At 72.9% G+C, this 20,051-nt stretch carries 14 protein-coding genes; 8 read left to right on the forward strand and 6 right to left on the reverse strand.

Annotated features, from left to right (window positions below; genetic code table 11):
* Window positions 1-51 precede the first annotated feature (51 nt).
* Window positions 52-1,194 carry a PLP-dependent cysteine synthase family protein gene (locus AB8Z75_RS06090; protein ID WP_369200334.1) on the forward strand — a complete coding sequence of 381 codons (1,143 nt, stop codon included), beginning with the start codon at window positions 52-54 and terminating at the stop codon, window positions 1,192-1,194.
* A 61-nt stretch (window positions 1,195-1,255) separates the two neighbouring features.
* On the opposite strand, the gene AB8Z75_RS06095 is transcribed toward AB8Z75_RS06090, so the two are convergent.
* On the reverse strand, window positions 1,256-1,729 hold the full coding sequence (locus tag AB8Z75_RS06095; RefSeq protein WP_369200335.1) for an SRPBCC family protein: 474 nt from the start codon (window positions 1,727-1,729) through the stop codon (window positions 1,256-1,258).
* Window positions 1,730-1,839: 110 nt separating this feature from the next.
* Entirely contained in the window at window positions 1,840-2,703 is an 864-nt protein-coding gene (locus tag AB8Z75_RS06100; protein ID WP_369200336.1) for a DeoR/GlpR family DNA-binding transcription regulator, read from the reverse strand.
* Window positions 2,704-2,943: 240 nt separating this feature from the next.
* Between AB8Z75_RS06100 and AB8Z75_RS06105 the strand changes: the two genes are divergently transcribed.
* A complete protein-coding gene (locus AB8Z75_RS06105) occupies window positions 2,944-5,499 on the forward strand; it encodes a hypothetical protein (protein ID WP_369200337.1) in 2,556 nt (851 codons plus the stop codon).
* Here the strand turns inward: AB8Z75_RS06105 and AB8Z75_RS06110 are convergent.
* Window positions 5,469-7,928 carry a right-handed parallel beta-helix repeat-containing protein gene (locus tag AB8Z75_RS06110; RefSeq protein WP_369200338.1) on the reverse strand — a complete coding sequence of 820 codons (2,460 nt, stop codon included), beginning with the start codon at window positions 7,926-7,928 and terminating at the stop codon, window positions 5,469-5,471. The two genes, AB8Z75_RS06105 and AB8Z75_RS06110, sit on opposite strands and share 31 nt — an antisense overlap.
* 223 nt (window positions 7,929-8,151) lie before the next feature.
* The gene (locus AB8Z75_RS06115) at window positions 8,152-8,757 is read right to left on the reverse strand and encodes a hypothetical protein (protein ID WP_369200339.1); all 606 of its coding nucleotides are present in this window, start codon (window positions 8,755-8,757) and stop codon (window positions 8,152-8,154) included.
* A 570-nt stretch (window positions 8,758-9,327) separates the two neighbouring features.
* Between AB8Z75_RS06115 and AB8Z75_RS06120 the strand changes: the two genes are divergently transcribed.
* On the forward strand, window positions 9,328-10,740 hold the full coding sequence (locus tag AB8Z75_RS06120) for a family 2B encapsulin nanocompartment shell protein (protein ID WP_369200340.1): 1,413 nt from the start codon (window positions 9,328-9,330) through the stop codon (window positions 10,738-10,740).
* A 70-nt stretch (window positions 10,741-10,810) separates the two neighbouring features.
* Window positions 10,811-12,199, forward strand: coding sequence for a family 2B encapsulin nanocompartment shell protein (locus AB8Z75_RS06125; protein WP_369200341.1), 1,389 nt, complete (start codon window positions 10,811-10,813; stop codon window positions 12,197-12,199).
* 78 nt (window positions 12,200-12,277) lie between these two features.
* On the opposite strand, the gene AB8Z75_RS06130 is transcribed toward AB8Z75_RS06125, so the two are convergent.
* Window positions 12,278-14,665 (reverse strand): phosphoketolase, encoded by a 2,388-nt coding sequence (locus AB8Z75_RS06130; protein ID WP_369200342.1) that lies wholly within the window; start codon window positions 14,663-14,665, stop codon window positions 12,278-12,280.
* A gap of 149 nt (window positions 14,666-14,814) precedes the next feature.
* Between AB8Z75_RS06130 and AB8Z75_RS06135 the strand changes: the two genes are divergently transcribed.
* The 3 genes from AB8Z75_RS06135 (at window position 14,815) to AB8Z75_RS06145 (ending at window position 18,204) form a co-directional block, all read left to right on the forward strand.
* On the forward strand, window positions 14,815-16,107 hold the full coding sequence (locus tag AB8Z75_RS06135; protein ID WP_369200343.1) for a GAF domain-containing protein: 1,293 nt from the start codon (window positions 14,815-14,817) through the stop codon (window positions 16,105-16,107).
* 199 nt (window positions 16,108-16,306) lie between these two features.
* The gene (locus AB8Z75_RS06140) at window positions 16,307-17,830 is read left to right on the forward strand and encodes an aldehyde dehydrogenase family protein (protein ID WP_369200344.1); all 1,524 of its coding nucleotides are present in this window, start codon (window positions 16,307-16,309) and stop codon (window positions 17,828-17,830) included.
* Window positions 17,830-18,204 (forward strand): DUF779 domain-containing protein, encoded by a 375-nt coding sequence (locus tag AB8Z75_RS06145; protein ID WP_369200345.1) that lies wholly within the window; start codon window positions 17,830-17,832, stop codon window positions 18,202-18,204. Before AB8Z75_RS06140 ends, AB8Z75_RS06145 begins: the two co-directional genes overlap by 1 nt.
* A 108-nt stretch (window positions 18,205-18,312) precedes the next feature.
* Here AB8Z75_RS06145 and AB8Z75_RS06150 read toward each other — a convergent pair whose 3' ends face one another.
* Window positions 18,313-18,999, reverse strand: coding sequence for a DUF6643 family protein (locus AB8Z75_RS06150; protein ID WP_369200346.1), 687 nt, complete (start codon window positions 18,997-18,999; stop codon window positions 18,313-18,315).
* A gap of 421 nt (window positions 19,000-19,420) precedes the next feature.
* On the opposite strand from AB8Z75_RS06150, the gene AB8Z75_RS06155 reads away from it, so the two are divergent.
* A partial coding sequence (locus AB8Z75_RS06155; RefSeq protein WP_369200347.1) for a TerD family protein occupies window positions 19,421-20,051 on the forward strand: 631 nt, incomplete at its 3' end.

Here is a 20,051-nt window from a genome sequence, read left to right on the forward strand (position 1 = left end):
CCCCTTGCCAGGAGCATGCCCAGGTCCGCCTCCGTCTATCGGCCCGCCTCTATGATCGACTCCGTGAGCGCCACCGAACCCGCCCCTCCCGTTCCCGACCTCCCCACCCAGGACGTGGACCGCAGCGACGCGGCCCACCGCGCGTGGCTCAAGGAAGCGGTGCGCAAGGTGCGGGCCGAGAGCGGTCGCAGTGCCGACACCCACCTGCTCTCCTTCCCGCTCCCCGAGGAGTGGGGCATCGACCTCTACCTCAAGGACGAGTCGACCCACCCCACAGGCAGCCTCAAACACCGGCTGGCGCGCTCCCTGTTCCTCTACGCGCTCTGCAACGGCTGGATCCGCCCCGGACGGCCCGTCATCGAGGCCTCCAGCGGCTCGACGGCGGTCAGCGAGGCCTACTTCGCCAAGCTGATCGGGGTGCCGTTCATCGCGGTGATGCCCCGCACGACCAGCCGCGAGAAGACCCGGCTGATCGAGTTCCAGGGCGGCACGTGCCACCTGGTGGACGACCCGCGGACGGTGTACGAGGTCTCCGCCCGGCTCGCCGCCGACAGCGGCGGCCACTTCATGGACCAGTTCACCTACGCCGAACGGGCCACCGACTGGCGCGGCAACAACAACATCGCCATGTCCGTCTACCAGCAACTGTGCACGGAGCGGCACCCGGAGCCGGCCTGGATCGTGACCACGGCGGGCACCGGAGGCACCTCCGCCACCTTCGCCCGCTACATCCGCTACATGCAGTACGACACCCGGGTGTGCGTCCCCGACCCGGAGAACTCCTGCTTCTTCGACGGCTGGACCCGCCGCGACCCCGGGGTCACCAGCGAGGCGGGCTCCCGCATCGAGGGCATCGGCCGCCCCCGGATGGAGCCGAGCTTCGTCCCCGGCGCCATCGACCGCATGATGAAGGTCCCGGACGCCGCCAGCGTGGCCGCCGTCCGGATGCTGGAGAGGGCGCTGGGCCGCAAGGCGGGCGGCTCGACCGGCACCGGGCTGTGGAGCAGCCTGCTCATCGTGGCCGAGATGCTGGCCCGCGGCGAGGGCGGCAGCGTGGTCACCCTGTTGTGCGACCCGGGCGAGCGCTATCTCGACAAGTACTACTCCGACGCCTGGCTGGCCGGGCAAGGGCTGGACATCACCCCCTACGCGCGCACCCTGGAGCGCTTCTTGTCCACGGGGGAGTGGATCTGAGCCGCGCCCGCCGGCCGGTTTCCCGGGGAGACCGTCCGCCAGGGCCAATCCGGCCCCTCCCTCAGACGCGCAGCCGGTCCTCCAGCTTCCGCATCGCGTCCCTGAAGGAGGCCCTGATGCCCGGTTTGCCCAGACGCAGTGCCGCGTGCAGCACCGGCGTACCGTCCACCGCCATCGTCCAGCGCACCCGCGTGCCGCCCTCCGGGGAGGGCCGCAGCTCCCAGTCCTCCATCATCGCCCGGACGCCGGGTGCGTTGGTGCGGTCGATGCGGTAGGCGTAGCGCTCGGCGGGGTGGGCCGCCACGATCGTCTCGTCGAAGAAGCCGCCGCCCTTCAGCCGGACGTCACGCCCGGTGCCGCCCCCCGTCGGCCGTACTTCGGTGACCGCCGTGAACCAGCACGGCCACGCCGTCACGTCCTCGGCCAGCGCCGCGTACACCGTCTCGGCCCGTGCCCCCACGTCGGCGACGAAGGAGAGCCGCAGTGGCGCGGTGTCGGCGAAGCCGAGCTCGACGGAGCGCAGTTGACGAGCCATGTGGGCGACCCCCAGCAGTCGGCGAACGGGTGTGCGGAGGCCTCCCAGCGTAGCCGCGGCCTGTACGGGCGCAGGCGGCACCTGCCCGCCCACCGGGAGGCACCGCTTCGCTAGAGCTCGTCCGTCTCCTCCGCCTCGTCCGCGCCGGGCCCCTGTTCGCCCGCCACCACCAGCTCCGGCAGCCGCTCCTGCATCTCCGCACGCGCCTCGGGCGGCAGCCCGCCGTCCGTCACCAGCGTGTCCACCTGGTCCAGCGAGGCGAACGAACTCAGGCCCACCGTGCCCCACTTGGTGTGGTCGGCGACGACGATCACCCGGCGCGCCGAGCCCACGAAGTGCCGGTTGGTCTCCGCCTCCGCCAGGTTGGGCGTCGAGAGGCCCGCCTCCGCCGATATCCCGTGCACACCCAGGAACAGCGCGTCGAAGTGGAGCGAGCGGATCGCCGCGTCCGCCACGGACCCCACCAGCGAGTCCGACGGCGTGCGCACCCCGCCCGTGAGCACCACCGTGGCGGCGCCCGGACGGCCTCCGGAACCCTGGCCGCCGGAGCGCTGCGCGGCGTGGAAGACGTCGGCGACCCGCACCGAGTTCGTCACGACCGTCAGGTTCGGCACGTCCAGCAGATGCCGGGCCAGCGCGAACGTCGTCGTCCCCCCGGACAGGGCGATCGCACTGCCGGGCTGCGCCATGGTGGCCGCCGCGCGGGCGATGTCCTCCTTCGCGCTCAGCTCCAGCGAGGACTTGGCCTCGAACCCCGGCTCGTGCGTGCTCGCCTCGGCGACCGGCACCGCGCCCCCGTGCACCTTCTCCAGAGCACCCTGCTGGGCCAGCGCGTCCAGATCCCGCCGCACCGTCATGTCCGAGACGGACAGCTTCCTGGTCAACTCGTTGACCCGCGCCCCACCCCTGCGCCGTACCTCCTCCAGGATCAGCGCACGCCGCTGCTCGGCGAGGAGGTTCTGGTTGTCGCTCACTGCACTTCTCCGTTCCTTTCCCGCCTTGTGTGACCGCACCGTCGAGGCTGTGGGGAGGCCGCTGGTGGGGGCCATCCTCCCACGTGCGCAACAGCCGCGCTCCGGCCGGGAACCGGCACCGCACACCCCACCTTCACCCGTGAGGGGGTGGCACAGGGGCCGCTCGGCGGTGATGCTGTCCTGTGCGCGGACGACCACACTGCTGACACACCGTTCGGGGGATCCGGGGGAAGAAGAACAGTGCCGTCACACCACACAGACCTGCCCGCGGACCAGGCGGGCGGCCTCTCGCTGGAACTGCTGGTGCACGGCGTCGGGGGAACGACGCCGTCCGAGATGCTCGGCGACCCACGCACCGTACGCGTCACCGGCGACCGCACAGCGGCCGTTCACCGCCGCACCGAGGACAAGGACGCCGAAGCGCACCCCGGCGACTACGCGGACGAACCGGTCCGCGAGGCCTACTGCTGGTCCAATCTCACCTCGGGCAACGGAGCCCGAGCCCTGTGGCTGATGCTGCTGCCTTTCATGGTCGTCAACCTCGCGCACTGGACCAGGCCCGCCTCCCGGGGCCGCCGCACCACCGTGCGCGCGCACGGTCTCCTCGTGCGGCTGACCGCGCTCTCGCTGACCGTGCTGCTGGTCGCCGCCGCCTGCGAGGTCGCGCTCGACCTGGTGGCGTGGCAGTGCGCGGGCAGCACCGCGTGCGCCCACGACCGCCCCTGGCTCGCCTTCATGGCACCCGACGCGTCGGGGGGCCACGGCGGCTGGTGGAGCCAGCCGGGACGCCGGCTCGCCCTCGCCGCGGCACTGCCCGCGGGGCTCACCGTGCTGCTGTGGTGGCTCTCGCACCGCACGTGGAGCGCTTATGAGTCCCAGCCCCCGCTGGAGCGGCCCGTCCCCGAGGGCGATCCCGCCGCCGAAGGGCGCCCCCCGCTGTCCCTGCCCGGTTTCTGGTACGGCAAGCGGCTCGTCGCCCGGCTGCGCGCCGCGCACACCGCGGCCGGTTTCCTCACCGTGGCCGCCGCGCTGACCGCCGCCGCCACCCGGCAGGACCGCAGGCCGGGCGGCAGCGCGGCACTGGACGCGGTGGGCTGGGCGCTGGAGTGTCTGGTGGTGGCAGGCGGCCTGTGCGTGCTCTTCGTCGTCAGCCGCCGGGGACGCAAGGAGAGCGAGCCGGACGACCGTATCGACAGCCTCGCCGTGCGGGTGCTGCCCGGCGCCTCCGTCGGCGTCCTGCTGCTCGCCGTCGTGCACAGCGGCTGGAGCCGCCCGGGCTGGACCTCGGGCGGCATCCTCCCGGGCGACGAGACCTTCAGCGTCCTCGCGGTGCTCCAGGGCACCCTCGTCCTCGCGCTCGCCGCGCTGGGCCTGCGGCTGCACCGCACCACCCGCCTGCCGCGCACCGCGCTGGCCGGACTGGCCTCCGCGGCCGTCGCCATGCTGGCCTGTGCGCTCGGCGGGCTGCTGTCGGGCGGAGTCTCCCAGCGGGTGGGCGACTGGCTGGACGGCCCCGGCACCCCCGGCGAAGGGGGCGGCCACATCGCAGGCCCGCCCACGATCCTCACCTGGCAGGCCTCCGTCATCCCCGTCCTGCTCGCGCTCGTCCTGCTGCTGGTCTGCTGGTTCGCCTACCGCGTCTGGCGCGACGCGCGGCGGCTCACCGACGACGTCACGGCCGGCTACCCCGACTGCGTGCCCGACCCGACGCGCTCCCGCAGGATCGCCGCCGCCATCGCCCGGGCCGGGCTGACCGACGAGGCGGCCTGGCTCGCCGCGACCGTCGCCGTGGCCACCCTCGTCCTCGGCGGTGCCGCCGTGCTCGGCACGCTGGCGACCGGCCAGGTGCCGGGCGAGGCGACCGAGGGCGCGCCCGCCGTCGTCGCCGGTTTCGCCGACACCGTGCAGGCCCTCGGCTCCTGGCTGATCGGCTTCGGCTTCGTGCTCCTGCTCACCTGGGGACGCCGCGCCTACAAGGACCCCTCGGCACGCCGCACCGTCGGCATCCTGTGGGACGTGGGCACCTTCTGGCCGCGCTGCGCCCACCCCTTCGCACCTCCGTGCTACGCGGAGCGCGCGGTGCCCGACCTCGCCTGGCGGATGGCGCTGTGGACGGACCGGCAGCCCACCCGGCGCCTGGTGATCTCGGGCCACTCGCAGGGCAGCGTGCTGGCGGCAGCCGCCGTCTGGCAGCTCGACCCGGGCACGCGCCGCCAGACCGCCCTGCTCACCTACGGCTCGCCCCTCGAACGCCTCTACGGGCGCTGGTTTCCCGCCTACTTCGGCCCCGCACGGCTCGGCGCGCTCCACGACGACCTGGAGTGCTGGCGCAACCTGTGGCGGCTCACCGACCCGATCGGCGGTCCGGTACGGCCGGAGCGGGCCGACACCCCCGAGCCCGGGCCGCCCGCTCAGTGCCGCGGCGTCGACCGGGGCCCACTGCTGGACCCCCTCGCCTACGGGCGCACCCCCGCGCTGCCGCTGCCCGAGCCGATCCTGGCCCACAGCGAGTACCAGGCCGATCCCGCCTTCGAACAGGAGCGTGCCGGACTGCTCGCCCGCCTCGAGGAGCGCGCCGGGCACACAGCGGAACCGAGGAGCGCGCCGGGCGCCGGCACCGCCGCCGGGCCGGGGGAGACGTCACCGAAGGTGCCAGGCAACTCCCGGGAGGCCGGACAGCCGGCGGAGGCCGTGCCCGCACGCCGTGCGGGCATACCGCGCCAGCCCGAACCTGCGGCGGACCCGGGGAAGGACCGGCCACACGCTCACGCTGAGCGGGGCAGATCCTCCGGGTAGAGGAGGGTCAGGTCCTCGGTGGTCGGGTCCGGCAGTTGCGCGACCCGGCCCGCGTGCCGCTCGACCATCGCCTCGAACGTCTGCCGCGCGGTGCGCCCGTTGCCGAACGAGGGTCCCTTGGGCAGCCGCGCGAAGTAGCCCAGCAGCGACTGGCGCGCCCCCTCGCTCAGGTCGTACTCCTGCTCGTCCGCCTGCTGTTCGACGATCAGCAGCAGCTCCTCGGGCGTGTAGTCGCCGAAGGAGATCGTGCGCGAGAAGCGGGAGGCGACACCGGGGTTGGAGGCCAGGAAGTGCTCCATCTCGGCGGTGTAGCCCGCGACGATCACCACCACGTCGTCCCGGTGGTCCTCCATCAGCTTCACGAGCGTGTCGATGGCTTCCCTGCCGAAGTCGCGGCCCGCGTCCTGGGGCGCCAGAGCGTACGCCTCGTCGATGAACAGCACACCGCCCTTGGCCTTCTCGAACGCCTCCTGGGTGCGCAGCGCCGTCGAACCGATGTGCTCGCCCACCAGATCGACACGCGAGACCTCCTTCAGGTGGCCGCGCCGCAGCACACCGAGGGAGCGGAGGATCTCGCCGTAGAGCCGGGCCACCGTCGTCTTGCCGGTGCCGGGCGAGCCCGTGAAGACCAGATGCCGCCGCGCCGAGGCCGCCTTCAGACCCGCCGCCTGCCGCCTGCGGCCGACCTCGATCATGTCGGTCAGCGCGCGGACCTCGCGTTTGACGCCCTCCAGGCCGACCAGCGCGTCGAGTTCGCCCAGTACTTCCTTGGGGGCGCGCGCCTCCTCCTCGGGCTCCGTCGCGGCGGAGGAGTCGTCACCGGCCGGTGCGGCTTCGGTCCGCGGGCTCGCCGTGCGCTGGCGCGGCACCGTGACCGTGGCGGTCAGCAGCCCCGGAGCGCCGTCGGCGGGTGAGGGGGCGGTGCCGGCGGCGGGCACGGGCAGCGGTGCCACGGGTGCCGCGCTCTCGTCGCTGGTGCAGTCCTCGACGGTCGGGCCCTCCTCCGCGAACTCGTAACCGCCGCGCGCGCACCGCTCCGTGCGGCAGCGCCGCAGCGTCGTACGGCAGCCGTCGATGATGTGGAAGCCGTAACCGCGCGAGCCGGTCACCCGGCAGCTGTGGAAGGTGCCCCGGCCCTCGGCCGAGACGTAGAAACCGGCTTCCGCGGCGCCGCTCACCGTGCAGCGCTCCACTGTGGGATCGGCGCCCTTGGTGACGATGACACCGGTCGCGGTCTCGTCGACCGTGCAGCCGCTCAGCACCCCGCCGCTTCCGTGGTCGCGGAACCAGGCGCCCGTCCCCGCCTTGCTGATGCGCGAGTCGTCCAGCTGCACGACGGCCCCGTCACTGACCGAGACGGCGGTGCCGCGCACCTGGGACAGATCGCTGTCGAGCACGTCGGCGCGCGAGCCGCGGTCGAGGACGAACAGCGCGTCGGGCACCGTGTGCACCCGGCAGGTGTCCAGGACGGCGGTGGCGCCGTCGCTGACCCACACGGCCGGATAGTCGCCTGTACTCTCGTGGATCTCGCAGCCGTTGGCGTCCACGCGGGTGCCCGGGTCCCACACCGACAGACCGTTGCGGCCGAAGCGCCGCACGGTGGAGCGCGTCAGCGTCAGCACCGAACGGGAGCGCAGATCGACGGCGTTCTCCGGGATGTCGTGGATGTCGCAGTCGGCCAAGGTGACCACGGCGTCGGTGTCCAGGGTGACGCCGTCCGCCGAGGTGCGGTGCACCCGGCAGTCGGTGAAGTGGCCGCTGGCACGCGACGCCACCCGCACACCACTGCCCTTGATCTCGTACACCTCGCAGCCGACCGCCTCCAGCGTGCTGCCCTCGCCCTGGAGCGTGATGCCGGCGCCCGAGGCCAGATGCACCCGGCAGTGCGCCAGCCGCGGTCGCGCGCCGTCGCGCACGAGCACGCCGGACTGCCCGGCCGCCACCACCTCGCACTCCTCGTAACTGCCGCTCGCCGCGCCCATGATGCTCAGCCCGAGCCCCGCCGGGTTGTCCACCGTGCAGCGGCGCACGGTGGGACGGGCGCCGCCGCGCACCTCGATACCGGCCGCCGAACGGGTCATCACCCGCAGCCCGGCCAGCTCCGGCGCCGCGTCCTCGACCAGCACGGCGGGAACGGCGGAGTCCTGACCCTCGATCTGGAGGTCCTGGACGAGGGCGGCGGAGCGCAGGGTCAGCGCCACCCCGTCGGCGGGCGCGATGCGGACCGGGCCGCCGCCCGACCTCTCGGGCCCGCGCAGGGTCACCGTGCGCTCGATGACCAGGTTCTCCCGGTAGGTGCCGGGCGCCACGGTGAGGACGTCACCGTCGCCCGCGGCCTCCAGCGCCGCCGACAACGACGCGTACTCGCCCGTGCGCCGCCGCCAACGCGACGTGCCGCCGTGCGTCACCTGGACCGAGCCCTGTGCCATGGAGTGCTGTGCCCCAACCTCGTGCGTGCCAAGATGCGTTGTCCCTCGCACGGAACGCGGGGTGCGCCGTCCGTGCTGGTCGCACCACCGTAGCGTGCGCCGGTGGTCAGGGTTGACGGGTACGGGCGAGTGGTCCGTGCGGACGGTCTCCCACCGCCGCCGGTGGTGAGCCGCCGTGCCCGCGGGCGCACGGCCCGCTGCCCGGCAGGCACGCGGGTCCGCTTCAGCTGCTGTTGCCGGTACGTCCCCAGTCGGGACCGATGCGGCCCCACTCCTCGTCCCAGCGCGCGTACCGGCGTCGCAGCGCCAGCCGGATGGCCGCCCGCCGCCCGGCCTCCAGTACGGCAGCCGTGAGTGCGGCGGAGCCCAGTCCCGCGAGGAGCGCGTGCGAGGAGGCGCCGCGTGCGCTCATCGGACGGGAGGTGAGCCGGCCGTGCCGGTCGGTCCACACCAGGAAGCGGCTGCCGGGCTTGACCGGTCTGCGCAGCACGAGGGTGCCCGTGTGGGAGGAGCCGTCGGGGCCTGCCCAGCGGGCGGTGACCTGGTTGCGGTTCGGCTGCTGTCCCGCCGACGTCTCCGTCTCCGAGTCCAGCGGGGGCCGGACGATGACGTGCTGGGCCGTCGCCCACGTGCGCTGGCGGTCGCGCTGCTGCTCGTGCGCCGTACGCAGCATCGCGTCGTGGGTGGCTTCCTGCGCGGCCCAGCCCACCAGCGGAACCCCCACGGCCATCAGCACCGCGGCCCACAGGGACAGCCAGGCTTCGCGGCGGTCGCTGCGGCGGGCCAGCGCGTTCCCACGCCAGCGCCACAGACCGACGATCGTCAGCACCGCGGCACACCCCCTTCTCGCCGTCCGTCATCCACCTCAACGGGCGCGGTACCCGCACGAGAAGGACCGCGGGGCCCGCGTGGCCGGTACGCGGCCCGTTCGTCGGGGTGCGGCGGCCGGTCGCGTGTCCCGGGCATCGCGTGTCCGCACAGCCGTCTGGTCGAGACGGCGGCACGTGGACGGCCCGGGGCGCGCTTCCTCCGTGGACCGTGAGCTCCTCGGTTCCCCTCGTGATCCGCCGAGTTTACTGAGCGATCCCCGGCGGGCGGACGGCGGGCGCGAATCCGCCGTCCGCGCGCCCCCGTGCGCCCCCGCACGTCCTGGTGAGTTTGCGGGGCGGGCCGGGTGGCGGGCGCTGTCATGCGTGTTGCGCAGAGTGAACATCGCGGCATTTTCATCACGCTCGGTGGATGGGGAGAGGCGCCGGCGGCGCGCCGTACCCCGGTCACTGTCGGGACATTCGAAGCACTCGTACATCTTTTGAGTGATTGCCGCATCTCGCGAGGCTCACTTAGCTTCATGGCCGCAGCGCGTGAATTACCAGATGATCACTGAGATTGGCGGTGTCGGATGACGACTGCGGCGGAGCGTAATTCCGGAAGCGAGAGCGCGGAAGCGGCGCAGCAGAGCCTTGCCACGGCGGCGGCACGGAATCTCGCGACCACCACGAAGACACCCCCGCAGATGCAGGGAATCTCCTCCCGGTGGCTGCTGCGGGTCCTGCCCTGGGTCCAGGTCACGGGCGGCACCTTCCGGGTCAACCGACGGCTCAGCCACACCCTGGGGGACGGGCGCGTGGAGTTCGTCTCCACCGGGTCCGACGTGCGGGTGATCCCCCTGGAGCTGTCCGAGCTGCCCCCGCTGCGCGGCTATGACGACCGTCCGACCCTGGAAGCCCTCGCCGCCCGCTGCGAACAGCGCGACTTCGGCCCCGGTGAAGTGATCGTGCGGGAGGGCGAGCCCGCCGACCGGCTGGTGCTGATCGCCCACGGCAAGCTGCGCAAGTCCACCCGCGGGCGGTACGACGGGGAGTCCACCCAGGGCGTCCTGGCGGACGGCGAGTTCGACGGCGACGACCGGCTGACCGGCGAAGCCGGCACCTGGGACCACACCCTGACCTCGCTGACCAGCGGAACCGTGCTCACCCTGGAGCGCGGTGCCTTCGACGCCGTCGCCGCCGACTCGGAATCGCTCCGCGCCCACCTGACCGCCTCCAGGTCCTTGATCCCCTCCCAGCGCACGGAGAACGGCGAGTCCGCCATCGCGCTGGCCTCCGGGCACGTCGGCGAGCACGCCCTGCCCGGCACCTTCGTCGACTACGAGCTCAAGCCCCGCGAGTACGACCTGGAGGTCGCCCAGACCGTGCTGCGGGTCCACACCCGCGTCGCCGACCTGTACAACCACCCGATGAACCAGCTCGAGGAGCAGCTGCGGCTGACCGTGGAGGCGCTGCGCGAGCGCCAGGAGCACGAGCTGGTCAACAACAGCGGGGTCGGCCTCCTGCACAACGTGGACATGAAGCAGCGCGTCCACACCCGCTCGGGCCCGCCCACCCCCGACGACCTCGACGAGCTGCTGGCCACCGTCTGGAAGGACCCCAGCGTCATCCTGGCGCACCCGAAGGCGATCGCCGCCTTCGGCCGCGAGGCCAGCGCCCGCGGCGTCTACCCGCAGTCCATCGACTACGAGGGCCACTCCGTCCCCGCCTGGCGCGGCGTGCCGATCCTGCCCTGCAACAAGATCCCGGTCAGCCCGCAGGGCACCACCTCCGTCCTGGCCATGCGCACCGGCGAAAAGGCCCAGGGCGTCGTCGGACTCCACCAGACCGGAATTCCGGACGAATACAGCCCGAGCCTTTCGGTTCGCTTCATGGGCATCAACGAGAAGGCCGTCATGTCCTATCTGGTGAGCGCCTACTACTCCGCCGCCGTGCTGGTTCCCGACGCGCTCGGAATGCTGGAGGACGTGGAAATCGGGCACTGACGCGGGCGGCTGACGCAGCCGCCGGAAAATCCGGAGACAGGCACCAGGAAACGCCAGAAACTGGGGACAGATGACCACGCACCCCGAAGAGACCCAGCAGCACACCCCCTCCAGCCTCGCCACAGCGGCGGCGCGCAATCTCGCCAGCACCACCAAGACGCCCCCGCAGATGCAGGGGATCTCCCCGCGCTGGCTGTTGCGCGTCCTGCCCTGGACGGAGACCACCGGCGGCAGCTACCGCGTCAACCGGCGCCTCACCCACACTCTGGGCGACGGCCGGATCGAGTTCGTGAGCACCGGCGCCGACGTCCAGGTCATCCCCTCGGAGCTGCGGGAGATCCCCCTGCTGCGAGGGCTCGACGACGAGGCGTCCCTGCGGGCCCTCGCCGAGGGCTTCACCCAGCGTGAGTACGAGCCGGGTGACGCGCTCACCACCCGCGGCGAGCCGGCCGACGAGCTGCTGCTGATCGCGCACGGGCGGGTCGGCAAGCACGCGGCGGGGCGCTACGACGACGAGGTCGACCTGGGCGTGCTCGCCGACGGTGACCACGCCGGCGATCAGATCCTCACCTCCGACCCGGGCACCTGGGAGTACACGCTGCGGGCCCGGACGCGCTGCCTCGTGCTCGCGCTGCCCCGCACCACCTTCCAGCAGACGGCGGAGGCCTCCACGCCGCTGCGCAGCCACCTCGACGCGGTGCTCTCCCGCGCCGTGCCCGCGCAGAACCGGCGCGGCGAGGCCGACATCGCCCTCTCCTCGGGTCACGCGGGCGAACAGCTGCTGCCCGGCACCTTCGTGGACTACGAGCTCAACCCCCGTGAGTACGAGCTGTCGGTCGCGCAGACGGTGCTGAAGGTGCACAGCAGGGTCGCCGACGTCTACAACGAACCGATGAACCAGGTCCAGGAGCAGCTGCGGCTGACCGTGGAGGCGCTGCGCGAGCGCCAGGAACACGAGCTGGTCAACAGCCGCGAGTTCGGCCTGCTGCACAACGCCGACCTGAGCCAGCGCATCCATACCCGCAGCGGTCCGCCGACGCCCGCCGACATGGACGAGCTGATCTCCCGCCGCCGCAAGACCCGTTACATCCTGGCGCACCCGAAGGCGATCGCCGCGATCGGCCGTGAGTCCAGCAGGCACGGGCTCTACCCGGACCAGGTCGAGGTGGAGGGCGTCAAGACGCGCGCCTGGCGCGGCATCCCGATCCTGCCCTGCGACAAGATTCCCGTGCGCGAGGACGGCACCACCTCGGTGCTGGCCATGCGCACGGGACTGGAGGATCAGGGAGTCATCGGCCTGCATCAGACGGGTCTGCCGGACGAGATCCAGCCCTCGCTCAACGTCCGCTTCATGGGGGTCGACGACCGGGCGCTGATCTCCTACCTCGTCAGCGCGTACTTCTCCGCCGCCGTGCTGGTGCCCGACGCGCTCGGCATCCTGGAGGACGTCGAGGTCTGAACAACGGCCCTGAGGGGCGGCCCGCCGTCGTGGGCCGCCCCTCAGCGGGGTCTCGGATCGCCGGAGCGGGGTCCCGGGTCACCGGCCCGGCCAGCGCCATGCGGTGACCTCCGGCATGTCCGCACCGTGTTCGAGGATGTAGCGGTGGTGCCGCTCGCGCAGGTCGGCCGCGTGCTGCCGCACGGTCGCGGCCTTCGCTCCGAGCCCCTCCGTCCGGTCGATCACGTCCATGACCAGGTGGTAGCGGTCCATGTCGTTGCGTACCACCATGTCGAACGGCGTCGTCGTCGACCCGGACTCGCGGTAGCCGCGCACGGCGAGCTTCGGGTGGACGGTGCGGCCGTAGACCAGGCGGTGCACCAGCCACGGGTAGCCGTGGTAGGCGAAGATGACCGGCCTGTCCCGGGTGAAGAGGGCGTCGAACTCGGTGTCGGCCATCCCGTGCGGATGGTCGCGTTGGCGCATGAGCCGGGCCATGTCCACCACGTTCACCACCCGCACGGCCACCTCGGGCAGCCACTCGCGCAGCAGCGAGGCCGCCGCCAGCGTCTCCTGCGTGGGGATGTCACCGGCGCACGCGAGGACGACGTCGGGGCCGCTGCCGCCGTGCTCGGTTCCGGCCCACTCCCACACGCCGACGCCCCGCGCGCAGTGGTCGCGGGCCGAGTCCAGGTCGAGCCAGTCGAAGCAGGGGTGCTTGCCCGCGACCACGACGTTGACGGTGTCGCGGGTGCGCAGCGCGTGGTCGGTGACGCACAGCAGCGTGTTGGTGTCCGGTGGCAGGTAGACGCGCACCACGTCGGGGCTCTTGTTGAGCACGTGGTCGATGAAGCCCGGGTCCTGGTGGGAGAAGCCGTTGTGGTCCTGGCGCCAGGCGTGCGAGGTGAGCAGGTAGTTCAGGGCGGCGACGGGGCGGCGCCAGGGGACCTCGCGGGCGCTGTGCACCCACTTCACGTGCTGCGAGGCCATGCTGGAGACGAGGTTGGTGAACGCCTCGTAGGAGGCGAACACGCCGTTCCTGCCGGTGAGGACGTACCCTTCGAGCCAGCCTTGGCACAGGTGCTCGGAGAGGACCTCCAGCACACGGCCGTGGCGGCCGAGGTGCTGGTCGGTGGGCAGCAGCTCCGCCTGCCAGCCGCGGTCGGTGGCGTCGAAGACGGCGCTCAGGTGGTTGGAGTCGGTCTCGTCGGGACCGAACAGGCGGAAGTCGCGCCGCTCCTCGGTGTTGCGCAGCAGCTCCCGCAGGAAAGAGCCCAGTTCGCGCGTCGGTTCGTGGGAGGAGGCGCCGGGCCGCTCGACGGCCACCGCGCAGGTCTCCAGGCCGGGCAGCGGAAGCTCGCGCAGCAGCCGTCCGCCGTTGGCTTCGGGGACGGCGCCCAGGCGCAGGTCGCCCTCGGGGACCCACTCCAGTACCCGCGGGCGCGGCCGGCCCGCTGCGTCGAACAACTCTTCGGGTCCGTAGGAGCGGAGCCACCGCTCCAGCTGCCGCAGCCGTTCCGGATCGTCCCGCACACCGGGCAGCGGTACCTGGTGCGCACGCCAGGTGCCCTCCACCGGGTCCCCGTCCAGCTCCCGCGGCCCCGACCACCCCTTGGGGGTACGCAGCACCAGCATCGGCCAGCGGGGCCGCACCTGTGCCCCGTCCTCGCTGTCGCGGGCCGCACGCTGGACGGCGTCGATCCGCTCCACCGCCACATCGAGCGCGCCGGCCAGCGCGCGGTGCGCCTCCGCCGGCGGGGTGTCCTGGTCGGCGGTGACGAACAGCGGGTCGTAGCCGTAGCCGCGCATCAGCGCCTCCAGCTCGTCCTCGGGCAGCCGGGCCAGCACCGTCGGGTTGGCGATCTTGTACCCGTTCAGATGCAGGACGGGGAGCACGGCGCCGTCGTGCACCGGGTCGAGGAACTTGTTCGCGTGCCACGAGCCTGCCAGCGGGCCCGTCTCCGCCTCACCGTCCCCCACGACCGCGCACACCAGCAGGTCGGGCTTGTCGAATGCCGCGCCGAAGGCGTGCGCCAGCGCGTATCCCAGCTCGCCGCCCTCCTGGATCGACCCCGGCACGCTCGGCGCCGTGTGGCTGGGGACGCCGCCCGGCTGCGAGAACTCCTCGAACAGCCGGCGCATGCCCTCCTCGTCGCGCGGAACGTCGGGGCGCAGCTGCGAGTAGGTTCCCTCCAACCAGGCGCCCGAGAGCACCGCCGCGGCTCCGTGCCCCGGACCCCACACCGCCAGTGTGCGCCGGCCGCGGGTGCGGATCAGCCGGTTGAGGTGGGTGTAGAGCAGGGTCAGCCCTGGGCAGGTGCCCCAGTGGCCGAGCAGCCTCGGTTTGATGTGCTCGGGGCGCAGCGGCTCGCTCAGCAGCGGGTTGGCGCGCAGGTAGAGCTGGCAGGCCGACAGGTAGTTGAGGGCGCGCCAGTGCGCGTCCAGCCCGTCGGTCTCACGCTCGGTGAGGGGCTCGTGTTCCGGCATGCCGGATGGGTACCAGGCCGGGGCGGATCCGACACCCCGCGCGCCCCGCGCGTCCCCGACGACACCCGGGATGCGCACCGCGCCGGTCGGTGCTCGCCCGACCCGTCCGGGGCGTTGCCCGCCGCCTCCGCCCGCTGCACGATGACGGGGTGCGCAATCCATGGCTGGCGCTCGAGGCGGGAGCGGACGCGGCCCAGCGGGCCGGAGCTCTGCGCCGCGCCCACGAGACGTTCCTGACCGGCGGTACCGTCGACACGCCCGTACGCGAGGTGGTGGCCGACTCGTGGCGGCGCTGCGCCGGGGCGCGGCTGGCCCCCGAGAGCATGGCCGGGATCGAGATGGACGACGCGGGCCTCGCCCTGCGCCGCGAGCGGCATCCCCTGGCCGGTGCGATGCCGCTCTTCCGCGAACTGCTGGGCACCATCGCCGACGACGGCGCCCATCTGCTGTCCGTCTGCGACGAGCGCGGCACCATGCTCTGGGTCGAGGGTCACCCCCAAGTACTGCGCCGGGCCGAGCGGATGAACTTCGTCCCCGGAGCCCAGTGGGCCGAGCGCGCCAGCGGCACCAACGCGCCCGGCACGGCGCTCGCCGTCGGCCACGCCGTGCAGATCTTCGCCGCCGAGCACTACTGCCGCCCCGTACAGGCATGGACCTGCGCGGCCGCGCCCGTGCACGACCCCCGCACCGGGCGCGTCGTCGGCGCCGTCGACCTCACCGGCGGCGACCACCTGGCCTCCCCGCACAGCCTCGCCCTCGTCCAGGCCACGGCCCGGGCCGCCGAGGCCCGCCTCGCCGCGCTGGGCCCCGCGCCGGCAGGCGGCGGCGCGCCGCCCGACGGCCGCCTGCTCGCCGTCCTCGGCCGCGACGAGGCCCGGCTCCACCGCCCGGGGGCGGGGAGTCTGCGGCTCGGGCGCCGGCACAGCGAGATCCTGCTGCTGCTCGCCGTGCACCCCGACGGGCTGACCGGCGAGGCGCTCGCCCGCGAGCTGTACGGGGAACGCGACGTCAACCCCGTCACCCTGCGGGCCGAACTCTCGCGGCTGCGGCATCTGCTCGGGCCGCTGCTGGCCTCCCGCCCCTACCGGTTACGGCAGCGCCCGTACACCGACTACGACACCGTGGGCAACGCGCTGGCCGCGGGCGATCCCGCGGCGGCGCTCGACGCCTACGCAGGACCGCTGCTGCCCGCCTCCGAGGCCCCCGGTGTGGTGCGGCTCCGCCGGTTGCTGGAGAACCGGTTGCGCCGCCACCTGCTGTCCGGCGCCGATCCCGGGCTGCTGGAGAGGTGGCTGTGCACCGCGGGCGCGGAGGACGACCTGGAGGTGTGGGAGGCCCTGCACGGCCTGCGTCCGTCAGCGCGTACGGCGGCCCGGGTGCGCGAACTGAGCGCGCTCTACGGGCTGTCGCCGGGCGCGGCCCGGACCGCCCGCGGAGCGTGACGGGAGCCGGGACGCGGAGCGCGACGAGCGGCGGGACGCCGGGTGCGGTCAGCGCTCGCAACGTATCGGCAACGTTGCGGGGACTAGCCTCCCGGCACCACCCGCAGGCCGGCCGCGCTGACCCGCGCGAGCCGACCGCTCCGGCGGGCCCGTACGAGTCGGCCGGCACAGGCAGCCGGCCAGCACAGGGAGGCAGAGCATGAGCCGCTACGCCGCGCCCGGAACCGACGACGCGCTGATGAGCTACCAGTCGCGCTACGACCACTGGATCGGCGGCAGCTATGTCGCCCCCAAGCAGGGCGGCTACTTCGAGAACCCCACCCCGGTCACCGGAGCGCCCTTCACGGAGATCGCCCGCGGTACCGCCGAGGACGTCGAGCGCGCCATCGACGCCGCCCACGAGGCCGCCCCGGCCTGGGCGCGCACCTCGCCCGCCGAACGCGCGCAGGTGCTCAACCAGATCGCGCAGCGCATGGAGGCGCATCTGGAGGAGCTGGCGGTCGCCGAGAGCTGGGAGAACGGCAAGCCGGTCCGCGAGACGCTGGCCGCCGACATTCCGCTGGCCATCGACCACTTCCGCTACTTCGCCGCGGCGATCCGCTCCCAGGAGGGGTCGCTCTCCCAGATCGACGAGGACACCGTCGCCTACCACTTCCACGAGCCGCTCGGCGTCGTCGCGCAGATCATCCCGTGGAACTTCCCGATCCTGATGGCGACCTGGAAGCTGGCGCCCGCACTGGCCGCGGGCAACACCGTCGTCCTCAAGCCCGCCGAGCAGACCCCGGCGTCCGTCCACTACTGGATGAGCCTGGTGGCCGACCTGCTCCCGCCCGGTGTCGTCAACATCGTCAACGGCTTCGGCGCCGAGGCGGGCAAGCCGCTGGCGAGCAGCGCGCGGGTGGCCAAGGTCGCCTTCACCGGTGAGACGACGACCGGGCGGCTGATCATGCAGTACGCCTCGGAGAACCTCAGGCCCGTCACCCTGGAGCTGGGCGGCAAGAGCCCCAACATCTTCTTCGAGGACGTCTCCGACGACGCCGACGACTTCTACGACAAGGCACTCGAAGGCTTCGCCATGTTCGCCCTCAACCAGGGGGAGGTGTGCACCTGCCCCTCGCGCGCCCTCATCCAGCGCAGCCACTACCGCGCCTTCCTCGACGCGGGCGTGCAGCGCACCCAGGCCCTGGTCCAGGGGCACCCGCTGGACACCGAGACCATGGTGGGCGCGCAGGCCTCCAACGACCAGATGGAGAAGATCCTCTCCTACCTCGACATCGGCCGGCAGGAGGGCGCACGGGTGCTGACCGGCGGCGGGCGCGCGGAGCTGGGCGGCGAGTTGGAGGGCGGCTACTACGTGCGGCCCACCGTCCTGGAGGGCAGCAACGACATGCGGGTCTTCCAGGAGGAGATCTTCGGCCCCGTCGTCTCCGTCACCGGCTTCGACGACTTCGACGACGCCATCCGCATCGCCAACGACACCCTCTACGGGCTCGGCGCCGGCGTGTGGACCCGCGACGGCTCCCGCGCCTACCGCGCCGGGCGCGCCATCCAGGCCGGACGGGTGTGGACCAACTGCTACCACCAGTACCCGGCCCACGCTGCCTTCGGCGGCTACAAGCAGTCGGGCATCGGCCGCGAGAACCACAAGATGATGCTGGAGCACTACCAGCAGACCAAGAACCTGCTGGTCAGCTACGACGCCAAGAAGCTCGGCATGTTCTGATGGGCACGCCAAAGAAGCGCGAGGAGCCCGAGCGGGTCGCAGTCACGCCCGTGGCCGCCGAGCTGCTGCGGAGGCTCACCGCCAAGCACGGGCCGCTGATGTTCCACCAGTCCGGCGGCTGTTGCGACGGCAGCAGTCCCATGTGCTACGGCAGGGGCGAGTTCCGCACGGGCGGCTCCGACGTGCTGCTCGGCGAGCTGGAGATCGAGGGTGTGGCCGAACCCGTCCCGTTTTGGATGTCGGCCGCACAGTTCGCTCTGTGGAGCCACACCCATCTGACCGTCGACGTCGTCGAGGGCAGGGGCAGCGGCTTCTCCCTGGAGGCCCCCGAGGGGGTGCGCTTCCTGATCAGGTCGCGGCTCATCGGCGGCTGAGCGCTCCAGCGCCCCGAGGTCCGTATACGCCCGCGGGCACCGCTGCCTCCCCTGCGGCGGTGCCCGCGCCAGCGTTCCACACGCGTGCGTCGCGCTCGCGACGGCGCGTCAGTACCCCCGGCCGCCGTACTGGTGGCCGCCGTACGGGTCCTCGTGCGGGCCGGGCATCTGGCGGGGTGCGGCAGGGCGCGGGGCCACCGGGCGCATGTACTGCGTCGCCTGGTTGTGCATCGGCTGCTGCTGGTACTGCTGCACCTGGACCTGCGGCTGCGGCTGCTGCGGCATCTGCTGCATCGGTGCCTGCGGCTGCGCCTGGCCCTGCGGCCCCGGGTAGCCGTAACCGCGCGGTGGCGCCTGCTGCGGAATGTGCGGCGCGGGCGTGTGCTGCAGCGGAACGGGACCGCCCTGCATGCCCGAACCTCCGCCGGGCGGGAGGGCGGCCGGTGCCTGCCGGACCGGCTGCTGCCGCATCGGCGCGGCCTGCTGGGGCACGGGCTGCGGCGCCGGGGGCTGGGGCGCGGCTGCTCCGGGATACCCGTATCCGGGCGCGGGCGCGTGCTGCAGCGGTGCGGGCTGCGGCATCTGCGGCTGCCGCGGGTCGGGGCCCGCGGGCAGGGCCGGGGGCAGCGCCGCGAGCGCGCTGCCCGTACTCCCCGTGTCATAGGCCGACGGCACCCGGATGGGGGCGATCTGCGGTGTTCCCCGCTCAGCGACGAGCATGTCGTAGATCGGCGTCTCGGGGTAGGACGATGCAGCGTAGTAGCCGCCGCTGTAAGAGCTGCGGGGGGAGGTCATGCTCATAAGGTAAGCCCACAATCCGCATCGGCACTAGAGAGGTACACACACAACGCCTGGCCCACCCGCATCACCGCAGGCGGGGACCTGTTTCCACCCCCGTGGGAGCGACCGCGCCAAGGGAGCACGCGGGGGCGCTCGACCGGGGCCGAAGCCCCCTCATGCCGACCGCGTTGACACCCGGTCAGGCATGCTGGGACGGCTTGTTCCCGCCTGTCCCCTGATGCGGGCGCGCGGGAGGAGAAGCTGACAGAAGCATAAGCCCACCGGCAATGCCCCAGAACGCCCCTGCCCGAACAAGTTGTTCGACTTTCGCGAGCGGCGGCGAGAGGAGCCGTGAGGGGCTTCGGCGGGTGCGGAAGCGTGCAATAGGTTGGAAGGGACCGGAACGCGGATCCACCGAGCCTGACGGGGAGTGGCTATGACGATGCGCAAGGGGACCAACGTCCCCGTATCCGCCGCGGCGGTCCGGATCGAGCTGGGCTGGTCGTCAGGACCGCTCGTCCCGGATGTCGACGCGTCGGCGCTCCTGCTCGACACGCGCGGCAAGGTCCGCTCCGACGGGGACTTCGTCTTCTACAACCAGCCCCGGCACTCCTCGTTGGCCGTGCAACACGAGGGCAAGAACCCGATAGGCGCGGCCTGCACCGACGAGATGACCGTCGACCTCGGGCGCGTCGAACCGGAGATCGACCGCATCGTCATCGCGGCCTCCGCCGACGGCGGCAGCTTCGGCCAGGTGCCGGGCCTGTACGTACGGCTGCTGGAGACCGGGGCCGTCAACGCCCCGGACGGCGGAGGGGAGATCGCGCGCTTCGACCCCGCCGACGCCGCCGGCGAGACCGCCTATCTGCTGGGCGAGCTCTACCGCAGGCAGGGTGCGTGGAAGTTCCGCGCTGTCGGTCAGGGGTACGACAGCGGCCTGGCCGGTCTCGCCACCGACTTCGGCATCAGCGTCGACGAGCCGTCCGCTGCGGGCGCCGGACCCGCCCCGGCCGGCAGCGGCGTGCCGCTGCACCCGCACAGCGCCCCCACCCCGCACGTGCCCAGCC

The sequence above is a fragment of the Streptomyces sp. PU-14G genome (genome assembly GCF_041028275.1).
Taxonomy (GTDB): domain Bacteria; phylum Actinomycetota; class Actinomycetes; order Streptomycetales; family Streptomycetaceae; genus Streptomyces.

Coding starts and splice junctions, on each gene's coding strand:
- AB8Z75_RS06090 (WP_369200334.1), top strand. CDS start 52: ATGATCGACTCCGTGAGCGCCACCGAACCCGCCCCTCCCGTTCCCGAC.
- AB8Z75_RS06095 (WP_369200335.1), bottom strand. CDS start 1,729: ATGGCTCGTCAACTGCGCTCCGTCGAGCTCGGCTTCGCCGACACCGCG.
- AB8Z75_RS06110 (WP_369200338.1), bottom strand. CDS start 7,928: ATGGCACAGGGCTCGGTCCAGGTGACGCACGGCGGCACGTCGCGTTGG.
- AB8Z75_RS06120 (WP_369200340.1), top strand. CDS start 9,328: ATGACGACTGCGGCGGAGCGTAATTCCGGAAGCGAGAGCGCGGAAGCG.
- AB8Z75_RS06125 (WP_369200341.1), top strand. CDS start 10,811: ATGACCACGCACCCCGAAGAGACCCAGCAGCACACCCCCTCCAGCCTC.
- AB8Z75_RS06130 (WP_369200342.1), bottom strand. CDS start 14,665: ATGCCGGAACACGAGCCCCTCACCGAGCGTGAGACCGACGGGCTGGAC.
- AB8Z75_RS06140 (WP_369200344.1), top strand. CDS start 16,307: ATGAGCCGCTACGCCGCGCCCGGAACCGACGACGCGCTGATGAGCTAC.
- AB8Z75_RS06145 (WP_369200345.1), top strand. CDS start 17,830: ATGGGCACGCCAAAGAAGCGCGAGGAGCCCGAGCGGGTCGCAGTCACG.
- AB8Z75_RS06150 (WP_369200346.1), bottom strand. CDS start 18,999: ATGACCTCCCCCCGCAGCTCTTACAGCGGCGGCTACTACGCTGCATCG.